We start from the raw sequence: 16,306 nt of genomic DNA on the forward strand, positions 1-16,306 counted from the left end.
CTTAAGCGTCCCCCTTTCCAAGGCGAATACGCGGGTCGATGATGCCGTACAGCACATCGATCAGCAGCATGACAAAGATGTATAAAGCGGAGTACAGGAAACTGATCGCCAGAATGACGTTATAGTCGCGCACTTCAATCGCCTTGACGAGAAGCGAGCCAAGACCTGGAATCGCGCAGATTTTTTCGATAACCATACTTCCGGTCATCAGGCCAACGATAATCGGACCGAGAACGGTGATTACCGGAATCAGACAGTTGCGGATTGCGTGCATCCAGATCAGACGGCGCTGCGAAATGCCTTTGGCCTGCGCGAGCAGAATGTATTCGCTGCCCAGCACTTCAATCATTTCCGAACGGGTAAAACGCGCGACGTTGGCGACAACGCCAAAGGACATGGCGACCATCGGAATGATCGAAGAAGCGACCGGCCGGGCGTTGTTGTAAATGACAGGCAGAACGGGCATCTGTACGCCGAAGAGGATCAGCAGCAGAAGACAGATGACAAAGGACGGGATGGAAACGCCGATAACAGACAGGATCGTCGCAAAGGTGTCCCAGAAATGGTTGCGGTTGAGCGCAGCCACGATCCCGAGAATCAGACCGAAAATCGTACCGATGACGCAGGCGCCGATACCCAGACCGAACGAAACGCCGATACGGGGTCCGACGAGTGCGGAAACCGGCATGTTGCGCTGAATCGCGTAGGAAATGCCAAAGTCGCCTTTAATCATGTTGGCAACGTAAATAAAGAACTGCTGCAGCACGGGCTTGTCGAGTCCGTAGGCTGCGTAAATCTGTGCTCTCTGCGCCTCGGTCAGTTTCTCATCGTTGAACGGCGTACCCGGCATCAGCTTAAGCATCAAGAAGAGTACGAAAACAATCACAAATAACGTAACGATGGAAATCAGAACCCGACGCAGGATATATCGGATTGTTGATTTGTCCATAATGAATCCTTCCTAAAAACGGGCCCCTGGCCGGGACCCGTTCAAAACATGTCTTTGGCAGGAAAGCGGTTATTCCGTTTTGGCAAGGTTCTTATAAATATAAGGAACGCCGAAGGAATGGGCTTCAATGCCGGTAACTTTCTGGTTTACAAGGCTTGCACCACCGACCTGGAAGATACCAACAACTGGGGAATCTTCCATCAGCAGTTCTTCTGCCTTGTGGAGAAGTTCCCAGCGTTCTTCAGGAGTTGCTGCGTTGGCTGCATCCTGAATCATCGCATCGTATTCCGGGCTCGAGTAATCGCCGTAGTTGTAGGAATTGCCTGTAACCATCAGGTTAAGATACGTGGTCGGGTCGGCATAGTCCGGACCCCAGCGAGTCAGAACGATGTCAAAGTCGCGGGCTTTCTGGAGTTCAATGCGGTTTTCTTTTTCCTGGCTGACCATTTCGATCGTCAGACCCGGGAGTTTCTGAATTTCGGACTGAATGAATTCAGCAGCCGGTTTGGCGGGATCGGATGGCTCGTAGAGCAGACGCAGGCTGATGGAATCAACGCCGAGTTCTTCCTTGGCTTTGTTCCAGTATTCTTCTGCGGCTTTCAGACCGTCATCGCCGACTTCTTCGTAGAACTTCTTGGCACCATCGGTGTAGTCCTTGCCGTCAGGTCCAGCGGCGAAGGCTTCCGGAACGAAGCCGCCGATCGCAATGGAACCGTCCTTGAGGACGTTGTCGCAAAGGTCGGTACGGTCGATGACGGTAGCGATGGCTTTGCGCAGGTTTTCGTTTTTCAGGTATTCATTGTTGAGGTTGTACTGGAGGTACCAGAGGTAGCCTTCGAGGTACGTGGTGTAGCTTGGGGAATCCTTGTATTTGTCAACGAGCGTGGAGTTGAGCTTGGTGAAGTCGGTCTGTCCGTTTTCAAAGCTCAGTGCGGAAGTAGACGCTTCCGGAACGATGTTGACGTCGATTCCGGCAACTTTGACGTTTTCGGCATCCCAGTAGGATTCGTTCTTGTCAAAGGAGAGGGAAGAACCCTTGGTCCACTGCGTCAGCTTGTATGGACCGTTGGCCAGCAGGTTGTCCGCGGTCAGACCGTAATTGTCGCCCTGCGCTTCAAAGAATTCCTGGTTGATCGGGTAGAATACCGGGAATGTCATCAGCGAAAGGAAGTACGGGCACTTCGTGGAAAGCTTGACTTCAAAGGTCTTGTCGTCAACGGCCTTAATGCCGAGCTTCTTGTCGGTTTCGCCGTCATAGACAATGGCTTCTGCATTTTCTACGCAGGCACCGTCTGCAGTAAACAGGTAAGCGTATTCGGCTTTCGGGTTTGCTGCGGTGTAATTCCATGCAAATACAAAATCGTTGGCCGTAACCGGTGTTCCGTTATCCCAGTTTGCGTCGCGCAGATGGAACGTGTAGGTCAGACCGTCATCGGAAAGCTCATAAGATTCCGCAATGCCAGGAACGGCATTTCCGTCTTTGTCCATCGTTTCGAGGCCTTCAACGGAAGCAGCGATCATCTCAAAAGACATGCCGTCTGTTGCGTAGCTGCTGTCCAGGGAGATCGCATCATTTTCCTTGGCCAGAGTCACCCGCTCACCGGTAGCGGAAGTCTTTGTACCCGACGTCTCAGAAGCGGAAGTCTTTGTGCCCGACGTCTCAGAAGCGGATGGCGCTGGCTGAGAGGAGCAGGCAGCAAGGGAAAGACCCATTGCACCGGCGGTAAGAACTGTGAGAAATTTTTTCATTGTTCTCCTCCATAAAAATTTATTTCAATTATAGATAGATGAAAATAATTTCCAATCTCACGGAAACAACTTTCACAAATTTCCGCAAAAAATAGGCTGAAACCGCTTGCATCTGCTGAACTTTTTCTTTGTTTATATAGTCGGTGCGGTGCTTACAGCCTGTGAACAGACCGCCTGTAAAAAAGCAGACCCATTCGTAAGGCAAGCTGTCTGCGTGAAAATAAAAGATCAGGACTTTAGAAAGTCCTATGCTGATCAAAGATGAAAAACTATTCGGATCCGATACGCCTCCAAACGTGCCCGACAGGCGGATGGACGCATCCGCCTGCTGCCCGCAAGCCAAAAGATATATCCGGCGCAGAGTGTGGTGAAATGCTATTCTGAAACCGGAACGTACAGAAGATTGCCGGTGATAAAAATGCACCGCAGCTTGTGTACGAAAGGCAGATCGAAGCCGGAAAAGAGGCAAAGGCCCGGTTTCCCGCTTCGTTTCGCCGATCCGGATCAAAATCCGGATCGTAACTATACCGCCCATAATATATTGAAAGGAAAAACGTATATGTACATCGCGAATCCAGACCGTTATAAACAAATGGAATACCGCCGCTGCGGCAATTCCGGTCTTCTGCTTCCCACCCTCTCGCTGGGCCTATGGCAGAACTTTTCCGACCATTCTTCGTATGAAAACATGAAGAAGATGATCCTTACCGCCTTTGATCACGGCATTACCCATTTCGATCTGGCCAACAACTACGGACCCGAACCTGGTGCCGCTGAAAAGTATTTTGGCCGCATTCTCAAGGAAGAACTCATGCCCTATCGCGATGAGCTGATCATTTCGACAAAAGCCGGCTACGAAATGTGGGACGGCCCGTACGGAAACTGGGGTTCCCGCAAATACCTGCTGGCCAGTCTCGATCAGTCGCTGGCCCGCATGGGTCTCAACTACGTCGACATTTTCTACCATCACCGCATGGACCCGAATACCCCGCTTGAAGAAACGATGGGGCCCTCGCCCAGGCTGTTCGCGCCGGCAAGGCGCTGTACGCTGGCTTGTCCAACTACGATGGCGAAACGCTCAAAAGGCATGCGCCATTCTCGATGAGCTGAAAGTGCCCTACGTCATCAACCAGAACCGCTACTCGATTCTTGACCGCACCGTGGAAACCAACGGCGCGCTCGCAGCCAGCAACGAACTGAACAAAGGCATGATTACGTTCTCCCCGCTGGCGAAAGGTCAGCTGACCGACCGCTATCTCAACGGCATTCCCGCTGACAGCCGCATTCGTACCGACGGCCGCTTTCTGCATGAGTCCGATCTGCCCGAAGCCAAAGTCGAAAAGCTTCGCGAGCTCAACGAACTGGCGAAGAAAAAGGCTGTGAGCTTTCCGCGCTCGCGCTGCGCTGGCTGCTCGACAAGGAAGGCGTTACGTCCGTTCTGATCGGCGCCAGCAAGCCCGAACAGATTCTCAAAAATCTCAAGGCGCTGGAAACGCCCTCGCTTACTCCAGAGGAAATGGAGCAGGTCGACAAAATTGCCGCCGAAATCCACGCGATTGAAAAACAGAATCAATCCAAATAAAGCCAGTTCCAGAGGATATCGCTCAGAATCCGAAAAAAGTCAAAGTCTAAAAGCCGCCTGTATTTAGCAAGTTCCCAGAGAATTTCGAAAGCCCAGGCGGCTTTTGCGAGATGAGAAAACTTCGACTGGAGCGGAACGAATGCGTGCTTCATTCTTTTAAAGCAGCTGTTTTTTACGCGGGTATACTTGCGAAATGAAAGGGGTCGAAGGAAAAAGAAATCGAGGCAGATGGACTGGATCCAGACGGTGAACAAAGTGGTAATTCCCGCTTCAAAACGTGGAGAAAGGAGCAGAAATTCCGTCCGTTTCTGCTGCGGATCCGCGGCGATCTTATGGATGCCCTTGAAATGCGAACTATCATGAGCGAGTTTTCGTCTGTTTTTTAAGAGGACTAAGGCGGATGCCGCCGGTGGGGTGTCTGGCCTTCTCCCGCCGCTTACCCCTGCCAGGTTAAGGAGCAGAATGCGTTCGCCAGAAGTGCCGTCAGCGGGTTTAGAAAATCGGTAATTTTTGCCAAATCGCTAAGACGGCCGATGACGCAGACGTGAAGAACGGAAAAGTGCGAACAAACGATCGCTGCCTGACGTATTCGAAAATCGAGAATCGAGAATTGAAACGAAATTGTGCAGCAGATTAAGAACAGCGCGAAGGAATACCCGATCCGGCGGCGACTTTGAAATCGCACCGTGCCCGCATGAAACCGGCTCGCGTTGAGACAGGATCCCTTTGAGAAAGGATACAAAGGAGCGAAAGGACAGTCCAGGTTGCCTTGAAACGAAAATGAGGGTTTAATCCCTGCAAGCTTTTGGAAAACTCGCCGAGATTAAACCCTTAAAAATTTAGAACGTCTGAAAAAGAGCGGATCTGCTGGATTTTTCCAGTACAGATCCGCTCTTTGCACAGCTTCAGTTCAGCTGAAGGGTGCTGTATCCTCTGTCTGTTTCCTGAAGCTTTTACCTGGACTTATCCCTGCATTTTTACGGGAATCTGCCATTTTCAGATTTGAAACGGAACAGAACATACGCATTTTCAGATGGAAGACGATTTCAGTTTTTCAGCTTCAGGGTTCAGACGCATTTCAAGCCAGAGCGTGTGGAGGTTTTTCACCGCATTATCAATGACGGTCTGCGAGTTCGAGGTGAGCGCATTTTTGCGGTTTGCAGGGCCGTATTAAAGCGGGTGTGGATCTCGTTCGGATTGCGGTACTCGCTCAGATCAATCTCTCCAATATCCGAAAGCAGCATACGCAAAGCGGTTGTATCCACTGTCGGTTGAGCCGGTTTTTCTTCAAGAGCTGCTTTTGCTTCGGTATAGCTCGTGAGCAGGCTGTCGATCTGCGCCTTTGAGGCATAGTCCGGTCCCTGACCAGTAATGGAGGCAGCCATGCAGTCTTCCAGAGCTTTTCTGGCGGCCGTATAGGCGGAAGCTGTTTCATCGGTATAGCCGGAGAGGTCAAGAGCTTTGTTCGCATCCAGTGTTTTATAGGCATTCGATGCGCTTGTCGCCAAGGATACCGCATACGCAAGACGCTCGGCAGAATCATCTACTTCCGCCTGCGAACTGAAGGTATCTGCGGGATTGTCGAGTGCTGCTTTGCCTGCACTGGCTTTCTGCGTGAGATACGTCTTCCACTGCTGCGGCAGGAGGGTATCCTGTTTGGCAGCCAGTGCGAGTGCATCATCGTAAGCTTTTTGGAGGGCTTTCAGATCGAACGTTACGACAGGTTCTTCACTCAGAGTCAGCGTTTGTTTTGCGACAGTCTGGTCGGTATAGGTGCTTCCGTTCCAGGAATCCGTGGTCCGAATCGTAACAGAAGCCTGTACATTTCCGGAAAGATCCTGCAGATCAACAGAAATCGTGCCTAAAGACGATGCGTCTTTGCGGATCAGCTTCTTCGAGATTGTTGTTGAGCCTTTTGTAATGGTCAGTTCCGCTTCACCTACAGTCTTGCCAAGTTCTGTTTCGAGTGCGCTGAGGTTATAGCTGACGGTCTTGTGTTCGGTATCCAGAACCAGTTTCGTGTTCTTGATCGATTCAGAGGATGTAATAGGTTCGACCATATCCTGACGGGCAATCCGGGAATTGCTGTCGAAGATACCCATTTCCTGAATCACCTGTTTAGCCATGGCAATCTGACCAGGACCTACGGGGTGAATGCCGTCTTTTCCGCCGGAATGGTTGAACCAGAAGCCGGTGGAGGTAATCGATTTTTCATCGGATTTCTGTTTTTCATCAAACAGATCGAAGTGGTCGACCAGAATGCATCCCTGTTCTTCGGCAACTTCTTTTACCCACCTGTGGATATCGTCATTGCGTCCGATATGTCCGGCATGCGCCTGGTTGACAATTTTCGGCGGAACGCGCAGAACGACAACTTTACCGTCTGCTTTCCACTCTTTTACGGCATCCGAGAGATGTTGTTTGTAGTCCGTGTAGAGCCAGTGGTTTCCTTCTGATGGACCATAGGCTCCATCGTTGGTACCGAGCATGCAGATGACAACGTCCGCTTCCTCTTTCCAGCGATCGTAGCGCTCATCTTTGTGCGTAAAGTAAGAACCAAAATCAGCATTCGAAATAGCTCCGTTGATGACAACGTCATTTGGACGATTCAGATCGTCATGGACGTAGCGTTCGAAGACATCCGGAACGCCGGTAAAGCCGTCTGTATAAACACCATGAGTGATCGAGTCGCCAACAAACAGCCAGGTCGTCTGCTGCTCCCGGGTCGTATACTGCTTGACCAGTTTCTGCAGGTCGGTCAGCTGATCGTAATCTTTTGCATCCGTAACTGCAGATGTTCCGGTCGTACCGGTTTTCTTCTTGTAAACAACAGCGCCATCCGCATTGACGATCGTGAAATCAAATGCGGTCTCTGGGTTCAGACCATTGAAGACAACTGCCTTATTCGCAAACGCCTTTTTCGTTTTCTGACCATTCACTTCCAGAACGCCATAGTAGGTTCCGTCTGCCTGAATGGAAGCCTGCACGGAATTGGAAGTGACGGTGAAGACCGGCGTTTCTTCTTTAAGCGGAGCCAGCGGTGTGAAGGAATACTTGCTGAGCGTATTCAGATTGGCTGTTCCCATATCGCCGACACCGACAGCTGCACCAAGCTGGTTGCAGATCAGCAGATGACCTCTGGCGTTCAGGTTACCGTTTGCATCGAAGGATTTTTCATCCTCGCCGGCAGCCTTGAACAGGGCTTCGTGATCCACTACGACGATGGAATCGCCGTATGTTGAGAAGTCTGCTGCAATCACTGCATCGACAAGAGCTTTCAGATCTCTGGAAGCGTCCCCTTTACAGGCGGAATCTGAAGCAGGGTGAAGCGTTTGGCTTCAATATTCTTTGTCAGGATCGATTTCAGACTGTCTTTGATCTGCTGGTCGCTCAGAGATTCGTTGCCATCGAGCATGAGCAGGACAGAACGCGGGCCATATTTATTGATCAGAGAATCGTACTGTTCATCGATAGTTTTGATCGTGTTGCCTGGAATGGAACGGTTGATGACATAGCGCTGGCGGTTGAAGTTGGCCAGGTCGTATCCGCCGTTGGCATTGTGGTCGAGACTGATGTTCAGATGGAACAGTTTGTAGTAGGTTTCGTTGTAGCCAAGGATATCGTTTCCAGCGGACGCCAGGCCGCCGCCGACAGCTACCCAGTGCTTATTTCCGGAGGTATCAAACAGCTGATTTTTCGTTAAAGGGGCTTCATCCGCTTTTGTCAGTTCGATGAGCTCTTCATTGGAGAGCGGTTCGTCCACAACGGCTGCATAGTCGATTTCACCATTGAAAAGTCCCGCAAAAGACGATGTGTCTGTGCCTGCTGCTTTGCGAACACCGCCGATCAGAACTTCATCTGCAGCGCCGCCAAGCCGGGTAAACAGACCTGCAAAAGACGAGTTATTTGGATAGCTGAAGACTTTTGATCCATCGAGTGTCACGCAGAAGGTATCGGCTTCGCCCAGGTGATCGGCATCTGCACTGGAGAAGGCGATCGTATGCCACTGTCCATCAGCAACCGATCCTAACTCAGCTTTAGCGCCTCCGGTTAAGTCAAAGCGTGCTTTCTTGCTTGCCTGCACGCGGCCTTCAATAGCGCCGACTGCGTTGTCTGCCGGCCATGCCGCCTGAGCGTAAACGCCGGCTTTATGAGCAAAGAACAGGTTGTATGGATTGGCAGTCGTATTGGATTTGAAACGAATGACGACTGCACCGCTTCCGATATTTCCAACACGGGTTTTCAGATCCTCATCTGCACCTTCAAGGAAGTTATAGGGCAGACGTGTTCCGTCAAAGACGGTTGGATTTGTTCCGGTGTCTTTTTTGAAGTCGTGATACAGGACGGAAGTTTCTTCCAGTCCGGTGCTGACGGTATGGGAGAATTCATCGGTTTTTCCATCGGTCGTCACTTCAATGCTGTACGTATGGGAACCGGATTGCTCAGGAACGTCCTTATATGGAGAAACAGCTGCTTCGGCAACAACCTTGCCATCACGGGTGATCTTTGCGTTTCCGCCGCCGTTCCAGGTAATCGTATTTTTGAAGACGCCGCCTTTGACTGTACATTCAACTTTTACGGGATCCGGTGTCGGATCAACCGTACTATCAGAGTCAATGTTTTCATTGGCTGCTGAAAGAGCTGCACATTCTGCTTCGGTCAGAAGTTCGGATGTGACAAGGACGTAGTCAATCTCGCCTTTCAGGCTTTGCTTACATTTCCGCTGGCATCTTTGACGCCGCCGATTGCTACAGTATCCATCGGTGTGGTTTTGGTCAGAAAGCCATTAAAACTGGCGTTTTTAAATGTATTCGGGTTTGTCGCACCGGTTAGCCCGTCTGCTCCATCGTAGAAATAGGTCAGACGGTTATTCAGACAGTCAGCCGGGGCACGGTAAATGACCGTATGCGCATTGTCGCCGGCTGCAAGATCCCAGTTGCTGGCATTTGTTCCCATGCACTGGCATTTGTTGCTGTCTGTCAGTTCATAGCCGAATACTGCCTGGTTATTCTTATTGTTGCGATATCCGAAGAACCGGTCTGCGCTGCCGGACTTCATGCCAAGAAATGCGCCGCCCGCTGAGCTCAGATCGGAAGAATGTTTGGCTCTTGCGATCACGGTTCCTTCGGTCATGGCTGCAAGTTTAGCGGCTGCTGCTGCATCTACGGAAACAACATTCGTTCCGTCAAATACGGTACTGGTTCCTCCGGTTTTCGGATCGATCCAGCAAAGCGTGCTGCTTTCCGCAAGAGATTTCAGGCCCGTTTCTTTGCTGGTAAGCTCTGCCGTTTCCTGTTTCGTATCGTTGTCGATAATTTTATACGTAACTGTTTTGCCGAGACCTGCATTCACATCAATGAAGCTGCCGGCTGTCAGTGCTCCAGCATCGGCAAGATCAGAGAATGTGCCGTCTTCATTCTTTTTCTGAATCCGATAGGTATGGCCGGCTTCTGGTGTAAAGGAAATGCGGACTGTCGAGTAGCGCGTATGCAGAGCTTCATCAATCTGCAGCTGTTCTCCATCCGTTTTCTCGCTCAGATCCGGAATTTGATCGGCTTGGATATCTGCATTTGCCTGCGAAACCGCTGCACACTCCGACTGAGAGAGCAGTTCTGAAGTAATCAGAACGTAATTGATCGTTCCCTTCCACGGGAAAGCCGTGCTGCTTCCATTGGCGTCCGTTACGCCTCCAATGGAAATTGCATCCATCGGTGTGGTCTTTGTTAAGAAGCCATTAAATTTCTCGTCTTTGAAAATATTAGGATAAGAGGCGTTGATCAGACCGTCCGCGCCGTCATAGAAGTAGGTCAGACGATCGGCAACGCAATCCGCCGGCGCGCGGTAAACGACTGTGTGACCGTTCTCGCCTGCCTGCAGGCTCCAGTTATTCGTGTTGGAACCCAGACAGGTGATCTTGTTTGTATCGGTCAGTTCGTAGCCGAAAGCAAAAGGCAGTGAAGTAGCACTGCTGCTCCGGTAGCCGAAATACCGGTTGCTGGTTCCGGATTTGATTCCAAGGAATGCTCCGCTTTGCGTTGCGACTGCATCCGAGCTGAGCTGAACCTTGGCAATTACTGTACCCTCATTCAGGGCTGCCACTTTAGCAACCGTCTGTGCATCCATCTGCACCGTATTGGTTCCATCAAAAACCGTGGCCTGTCCATCCGACTTCGGGTCGGTCCATGCCAGAGTACTGACGGCGGCCAGAGCTTCAAGGCCTGTTTTTACGCTTGTAAATTCCGCCGTTTCCTGCGGCTGATCCGGATTGGTCACGTCGACGATCTTATACGTCGGTGCAGTACCTGTTCCGGCCTTTTCATCAATAAAGCTGCCCGTCGTCAGAGCGGATGCTCCGTCAAGATCTTCAAACGCGCCTGACGAATTTTTTTCTGAATCTTGTACGTGTGAGAGGTCTCTGCAGTAAAGGTGATGCGTACGGAACTGTAGCGAGCAACTGTTTTCTCGTTCAAGTCAAGTACGACTGCATTTTCATCGGCCAGCGGGCTAGCCTGATCCTGTGCAAGAAGCTGCAGAGGCGCTCCGGTTACAGTCAGTGCTGCAGCCAGGAAGGCAGATGCAAACCGGTTTTTCAGTTTTTCATGTTTTCTTCCTTTTCCTGTGTTGTTGAGTTTTCCGTTTCCTGCGTCTGAATCTGCAGAGTCGCTCCATGAAATCGCCCGAAAATTTGAAGCACTGCCTGCGGTTCTGACAGGTAAAACGGGAAGAATCAGCTTAATCTTAGGCATTTTTCCTGCGACGCTTTTTGTTTTGTTTTTTGTATACACACTTTCCCAAAAATAGAAAACGCTTACTGTAAGAAAAGCAGACCGGTTTTCCAGAATGAAAACCGTGGACAAAACGCGGCTTTCGTATACATAAAATCCAATCGGATCCGGATACTCAGACGGAATGGATTTTCCAGGCCATCGTCTCCCTGCCGGGTACCGATTCTCCTTTCTGAATCAGGGGCTGCGCAAAACAGGGCTCTGAATCGCCATAGGCCTGTTTCGCTGTTCAAATACGAATCTTTATTTATTGCGGACCTGCATTTATGACCTGCATTTATGACCTGCATTTATGATCTGTATTTATATGGATCTGTACGGGAAGATCTGGCCCCATATTTGCTTCAATCCGGCTGCAAACGCCGCCTGCAAATCCAGTTCAACCAGGTTTTTAAAAGGGAGGACCATGCCTTTCCCATCGCAGACCCCGATGGATCGGCCAGTGAAAAACACAGCGAATTGCGGCTGCGGTTGCAGCTGCATCGGAAATCTTACGAGGATAAACTGGCGAAGCCGAAATAAGCGGGTTTGCACGTGTTCATTGAAGAAATATCGAACAATGGATTCGAAGATCCAAAAGCGAAAACAGAGAAATTCATAAACGGAGACACAGATCGTTCTGGGAAGATGCCGGAGAGGATCTGTGTATTTCTTCGGGTTGGGGACAATCGTTTTGTCTGTGCGTATTCCGGTTCTTGCCCGCATCTTTTGCCTCTGTTAGTATCGGATTGCACTCGCATCGACTGCCCGGTTAGGCAGCCAGCGTTCTGGCTTAAGGGGACAAAAAGAACAGGGCAGAACAGAGAGTCAAAAAGGCAAAATCAGGCCTTTTCAAATACTAAGGGGACGGCTTTGTGGCAATCCGTACAGATATACTTACCTGGTCCAAAGGGGACTTAATGGAAACCTACTGGAAGGTTTTCTTTCACCGCCAGAATACGCAAAGCGGATGGATAAGGGATTTTTATACGTTTTTTCTGAATCGAAGTGCGCGAAAGCATGGCGGCTACATTGGCAAGGACACCTGGTTTGCTTCGCGGCCAAGACTTCCGCACGGTCTGCATGGCATTTATATTTCCCGCTACGCAAAGATCGGGGAAGAATGCTGGATTTATCAAAATGTAACGATCGGCGAAAGCAAGGGAAAAGCGCCGGTGATCGGGGATCACTGTCTGATCGGGGCCGGAGCGGTGCTGATCGGCGATATTTCGATCGGGGATCATGTAAAGATTCAGGCGGGCGCGGTCGTGAGCGAGGATGTTCCTTCCCATGCAACCGTCTTCGCGCCAAAGCCGACCATTCATATCTCCTCTTTGCATGAGTAGAGAACACGTATTCAAAACAAACGAAAAGTACAAAGAAGCAAAAATCGCAATCACGAAAATACAGAAACACAAAAAGGAAAGGGCAATTCAGGCCAGATTCTGCTTTTGAGCAATCGGATAGAGGATGCACCAAAAACACAGACAATCCCAAAGGTGAACATTAAAACCGGCGGGATTTTCTATAATGAAGGAAAGAAAGTCTGTCTCCTTTTGAGGCAGACCGTTCAAAATCAGGCTTTGCCTGAGAAAACAGAATAGAGTAAGGACAATATGATGAAGAAAATTCCAATTACGGATCTTGACGGCTTTCAAATCGGTCAGGCTCAGGATCGCCAGCAGGGAACTGGCGTAACCTGCATTTTATCCATGGAAGGCGCAACGGCAGCCGTGGATGTGCGCGGCGGCGGGCCGGCAACCCGTGAGACGGATCTGCTCGATCCCAAAAACATGGTGCAGAAGATCAACGCCGTCGTTCTTTCCGGCGGCAGCGCCTTTGGACTCGAAAGCTCTTCGGGTGTCATGCAGTATCTGAAAGAAAAAGGCGCAGGCTTTGGCATGAAGGGACTGGTTGTTCCCATTGTGTGTCAGGCCTCGCTGTTCGATCTGCCGTGCGGATCGCCGGATGCCTATCCCGATAAAGCCATGGGCTACGAAGCCGCAAAAACAGTGAACACCCAGAATGGAAAAGCGGCTGCTTCGGAGCCGGAACGGGTGCGAGTGTCGGCAAGCTCATGGGGTTTGAAAACGCGATGAAATCGGGTATCGGTTCGTACGCCTGTCAGATCGGCGCGCTGAAAGTCGGTGCCATCGCAGCCGTTAATGCATGCGGGGATGTTTTTGAACCCGATTCGAAAAATCGTCTTGCGGGAATTTATCATCGCGCATCCGCTATGGAAATCAATACCGAAGATGCGGTACTGAATATGGTAACCCAGGCCATGGAAGGCATGAATACGACCATCTGTGCTGTGATCACCAACGCCGATCTCAACCAGGCGGAGATGACCAAACTCGCCGGCATGTGCCAGAACGCGCTGGCCCGGACCATTCGTCCTGTACATACGCCAAACGACGGCGATACCGTATTTACGATGACGACCAATCAGGTGCCGATGGACCTGACAGCGGTGTCTGTTGTGGCCATTAAAGCGCTCAGCGAAGCGATCGTCGACGCCATCAAGAGCGCTGAGCCGATGTTTGGCCTGGAAAGCTGGTCTTCGCTCGAAGAGAAAAAGGCGAAGGATAACGCGTAACTCCCGACTCTGTATGTATAGCTTCGCCAGCGCAGGCGGAGCGCAAAACGTGAATTCTTAAAACCAGAAGATAAGCAAAGGCGGCAGACCTTCACAAAACGTGAAGACCTGCCGCCTTTTTCCATAGCGTTCCGTTTGAATTGGAAGACCAGTGCCGCCCGCTTTGAGACGGGTTCTTTCTGCGCTAAAGGCAATGCTCTTCCTGGAATAATCAGGATCAGGCAAAAATCAGAGTCATGAGTACGACGAACAGAAAGGGCAGAAGCAGACAGAAAATGATTTTCATCTGCCGCTTGCGGGTTTCATACAAGTAGGCGATGAACTCGCGAAGCATGGCGTTGAGCGTGAAATACCACTTGGTTTTCGAACCGTATCCCAGACAGGGAAGACCGATCGATTTTCCAAGCAGCAGGGCCCGGAACACGTGGTAGCGGGTTGTGACAATGGCTGTGTTGCCGCGCTTTTCCTCTTCCTGAAACAGCAGGCGGGAAAGCGTCAGGTTTTCCAGCGTGTTTCGGGAGCGTTCTTCGCTGACGGTATGCAGCGGATCCGCGCCATGTTCGAGGGCATAGATTTTCATCGCCGCACCTTCCGGAACGTCTTCGCCCGGTCCCTGACCGCCCGAAAGAATCAGCAGCGCGCCAGGATTTTTCTGCTGAAGAGCAATTCCCGCATCGATTCGAGCCGCCAGCAGCGGCGGTACGGTCGTTCCGAACAAGCCGGAGCCAAGAACGACGATCTGATCAAAACGATTCTTATTTCGAAAATGAATCAGGTTGATCCAGGAAGAGAGCACGTAAATCGCCAGCAGGAAGGAAAGGTATCCAACGACGACTGTGGCCATCGCGTAGAAAAAATCCAGAATGATATTGTTCGCAGCCTGCAGCAGTACAGGGAAAACAAAGAGGACCAGCAGGATGAAGATGGAAAAACCGATGGAAAGACAGTTGGTAAGTGAAAGTCCTTCCCGACGGATCAGGCGAATGCCTTCAACAAAAGGATGCCCGCCAGCAGCAGCGGAAAGACCAGAAGGAAGAGGATGACCACAACGGCGATCAGGATGAGAAGAGTCACCAGCCAGGGCGCTTTCGCAGTCAGTTCCGCCGAATAGCGAAACACCAGCAAAGCCGCGCTGATTCCGCTCAGGCCGACAAACGTCAGCAGACTTATGCCGCTCCACACACTGCGCGGCTCAACGAGCAGGACGCAGACCAGAAAAATCAGGCCGATCAGAAAGGGAAGACATGCGATCAGTTCAAACAAAGCATCACCTCATTCTCTTGCCTGATTCCATTAAAACGTTCAGGCGCTTTCGTTCCACGAAATTGTATCGAAGAACCGCTTTGCGAAGAAGAAGGACAGTCTCATCTTTCAAACATGACAGGCCATGAAGTCAAATTGTGCGCTTGTAAACCAAAGTCCTGCTGGTCAGCTTCCCAGACGGCTGCGTATACAGAAGATGCGAAGTTTATAAAACCGGCGGATCCGACAAAAGCGCATTACGACTTTGGCGGCTGGTACGCCGATGAAGGCCTGAAGACGTCGTACAGCTTCAGCACAGCTGCAGCGGGCAACGTTACCCTTTACGCGAAGTGGACGGCCAAACGCTATACGCTGACCTTTGATTCCAATGGCGGCAGCAGCGTTGCAGCCCAGACGGTCGCTTACGCACCGGATGCGGTATTTACGGCTCCGGCCCTGGCTCCAACGAAAGCGGATCACCGCTTTGCGGGCTGGTTTACCGATGCAGCTCTGACTTCGGCTTATGACTTCAGCTCCAGAGTGACCGGCTCGATCAAGCTGTTTGCCAAGTGGCTCTATGTACAGGTGATCGATCAGGCGATTACGTATTCGAATGGCGTAAATGCGCATCTTGACGACTTCGGCAGCTCCGCACAGACCAAAAAGGCCTTTACCGATGCCCTGAGCGCGGCAAAGACGGTTCGGGATGGCGCGAAGGCGCAAAAGAAATTGATGATGCCGCAAAAGCACTCAATGCGGCAGCACTCGATCTTCGACTGGAAGCCACAAGCGAAAACCTTGAAGCGCTCAAGAACTAAAAGACGTCGTTGAAAGCGCAGGCTTTCCAGGACGCCCCAAAGAAAAAGACAGCTTTAACCAGGAGGCAGCCGATCCGATCCGGCTGCCTTCTTTTACGGGTATGTCAAAAGAGGGGCTCGAGCGCTATATGAAAAGAAAGCGCTTTGAGTACATGAGAAGAAAGAAAGCGGCAGAAATTTTATACTTGGATCCGTGGCGGATACGGAACAGCCGTTCGTCAAGGGATGGACGCTGTTCGGAAGGGAAATATTTCGCCTTTGAACTTAGAAAGGGAAAGGAGAAGATCCTGTTTCGAGAACGGGAACAGGACGCCAAAAGAAATGACGCAGAAACAGATCAAAATTCTTGGCTATGTGGGAAGCTTTCTTTCGATTCTCATGTATGTTTCCTACATTTCGCAGATCCTCAATAATGTGCATGGCGTAAAAGGCACCTGGATCCAGCCGCTTTGCGCCTGCATTAACTGTGTGATCTGGACGGTTTACGGTTTGATGATCAAGCCGAAACAATGGCCGCTCGTACTGGCCAACGTGCCGGGAATCTTTCTTGGCCTGATCACATTTCTTACCGCGCTCTAGAATCTGGCACTTTCCAGCGGAAAA

The 16,306-nt window shown here is 50.9% G+C and carries 14 protein-coding genes and 2 pseudogenes; 7 read left to right on the forward strand and 9 right to left on the reverse strand.

The window, feature by feature from the left end:
* Position 1 precedes the first annotated feature (1 nt).
* The 3 genes from KWG61_RS03660 to KWG61_RS03670 all read right to left on the reverse strand — a co-directional run bounded on the left by KWG61_RS03660 (position 2) and on the right by KWG61_RS03670 (position 3,233).
* On the reverse strand, positions 2-949 hold the full coding sequence (locus KWG61_RS03660; RefSeq protein WP_230266569.1) for an ABC transporter permease: 948 nt from the start codon (positions 947-949) through the stop codon (positions 2-4).
* 69 nt (positions 950-1,018) lie between these two features.
* Positions 1,019-2,698, reverse strand: coding sequence for a peptide ABC transporter substrate-binding protein (locus KWG61_RS03665; RefSeq protein WP_230266570.1), 1,680 nt, complete (start codon positions 2,696-2,698; stop codon positions 1,019-1,021).
* 28 nt (positions 2,699-2,726) lie between these two features.
* Positions 2,727-3,233 (reverse strand): hypothetical protein, encoded by a 507-nt coding sequence (locus KWG61_RS03670; protein WP_242744970.1) that lies wholly within the window; start codon positions 3,231-3,233, stop codon positions 2,727-2,729.
* A gap of 24 nt (positions 3,234-3,257) precedes the next feature.
* On the opposite strand from KWG61_RS03670, the gene KWG61_RS16680 reads away from it, so the two are divergent.
* Both KWG61_RS16680 and KWG61_RS16685 read left to right on the forward strand, forming a co-directional pair.
* Positions 3,258-3,803 carry an aldo/keto reductase gene (locus KWG61_RS16680; protein ID WP_242744971.1) on the forward strand — a complete coding sequence of 182 codons (546 nt, stop codon included), beginning with the start codon at positions 3,258-3,260 and terminating at the stop codon, positions 3,801-3,803.
* Positions 3,804-3,810: 7 nt separating this feature from the next.
* Positions 3,811-4,280 (forward strand): annotated as a pseudogene (locus KWG61_RS16685) (aldo/keto reductase).
* A 1,103-nt stretch (positions 4,281-5,383) separates the two neighbouring features.
* Here KWG61_RS16685 and KWG61_RS03685 read toward each other — a convergent pair.
* From KWG61_RS03685 to KWG61_RS03700, 4 genes are all read right to left on the reverse strand, one after another.
* The gene (locus KWG61_RS03685) at positions 5,384-7,540 is read right to left on the reverse strand and encodes a GDSL-type esterase/lipase family protein (protein ID WP_242744973.1); all 2,157 of its coding nucleotides are present in this window, start codon (positions 7,538-7,540) and stop codon (positions 5,384-5,386) included.
* Between the two features lie 17 nt (positions 7,541-7,557).
* Entirely contained in the window at positions 7,558-8,691 is a 1,134-nt protein-coding gene (locus KWG61_RS03690; protein WP_242744974.1) for a hypothetical protein, read from the reverse strand.
* A 290-nt stretch (positions 8,692-8,981) separates the two neighbouring features.
* Positions 8,982-10,553: a hypothetical protein gene (locus KWG61_RS03695; protein WP_242744975.1), complete on the reverse strand. Its 1,572-nt coding sequence runs from the start codon at positions 10,551-10,553 to the stop codon at positions 8,982-8,984.
* A gap of 65 nt (positions 10,554-10,618) precedes the next feature.
* Entirely contained in the window at positions 10,619-11,026 is a 408-nt protein-coding gene (locus tag KWG61_RS03700; protein WP_242744976.1) for a hypothetical protein, read from the reverse strand.
* Between the two features lie 938 nt (positions 11,027-11,964).
* Here KWG61_RS03700 and KWG61_RS03705 point away from each other — a divergent pair.
* The 3 genes and pseudogenes from KWG61_RS03705 to KWG61_RS15930 all read left to right on the forward strand — a co-directional run.
* On the forward strand, positions 11,965-12,390 hold the full coding sequence (locus tag KWG61_RS03705) for a serine acetyltransferase (RefSeq protein WP_230266574.1): 426 nt from the start codon (positions 11,965-11,967) through the stop codon (positions 12,388-12,390).
* Positions 12,391-12,663: 273 nt separating this feature from the next.
* The gene (locus tag KWG61_RS15925; RefSeq protein ID WP_256460830.1) at positions 12,664-13,143 is read left to right on the forward strand and encodes a P1 family peptidase; all 480 of its coding nucleotides are present in this window, start codon (positions 12,664-12,666) and stop codon (positions 13,141-13,143) included.
* Positions 13,110-13,643 (forward strand): annotated as a pseudogene (locus KWG61_RS15930) (P1 family peptidase); the annotation flags it as partial. The gene KWG61_RS15925 and the pseudogene KWG61_RS15930, both read left to right, overlap by 34 nt.
* A gap of 217 nt (positions 13,644-13,860) precedes the next feature.
* Here the strand turns inward: KWG61_RS15930 and KWG61_RS03715 are convergent.
* Positions 13,861-14,487 (reverse strand): YdcF family protein, encoded by a 627-nt coding sequence (locus KWG61_RS03715; RefSeq protein ID WP_242744977.1) that lies wholly within the window; start codon positions 14,485-14,487, stop codon positions 13,861-13,863.
* A gap of 131 nt (positions 14,488-14,618) precedes the next feature.
* The gene (locus KWG61_RS03720; RefSeq protein ID WP_242744978.1) at positions 14,619-14,906 is read right to left on the reverse strand and encodes a hypothetical protein; all 288 of its coding nucleotides are present in this window, start codon (positions 14,904-14,906) and stop codon (positions 14,619-14,621) included.
* 135 nt (positions 14,907-15,041) lie between these two features.
* On the opposite strand from KWG61_RS03720, the gene KWG61_RS03725 reads away from it, so the two are divergent.
* Entirely contained in the window at positions 15,042-15,716 is a 675-nt protein-coding gene (locus KWG61_RS03725; protein WP_242744979.1) for an InlB B-repeat-containing protein, read from the forward strand.
* A 308-nt stretch (positions 15,717-16,024) separates the two neighbouring features.
* Positions 16,025-16,282: a SemiSWEET family transporter gene (locus tag KWG61_RS03730; RefSeq protein WP_230266577.1), complete on the forward strand. Its 258-nt coding sequence runs from the start codon at positions 16,025-16,027 to the stop codon at positions 16,280-16,282.
* The last annotated feature ends 24 nt before the right edge of the window (positions 16,283-16,306 follow it).

The sequence above is a fragment of the Allobaculum sp. Allo2 genome (assembly GCF_022701175.1).
In the GTDB taxonomy this organism is placed as follows: Bacteria; Bacillota_I; Bacilli_A; order Erysipelotrichales; family Erysipelotrichaceae; genus Allobaculum; species Allobaculum fili.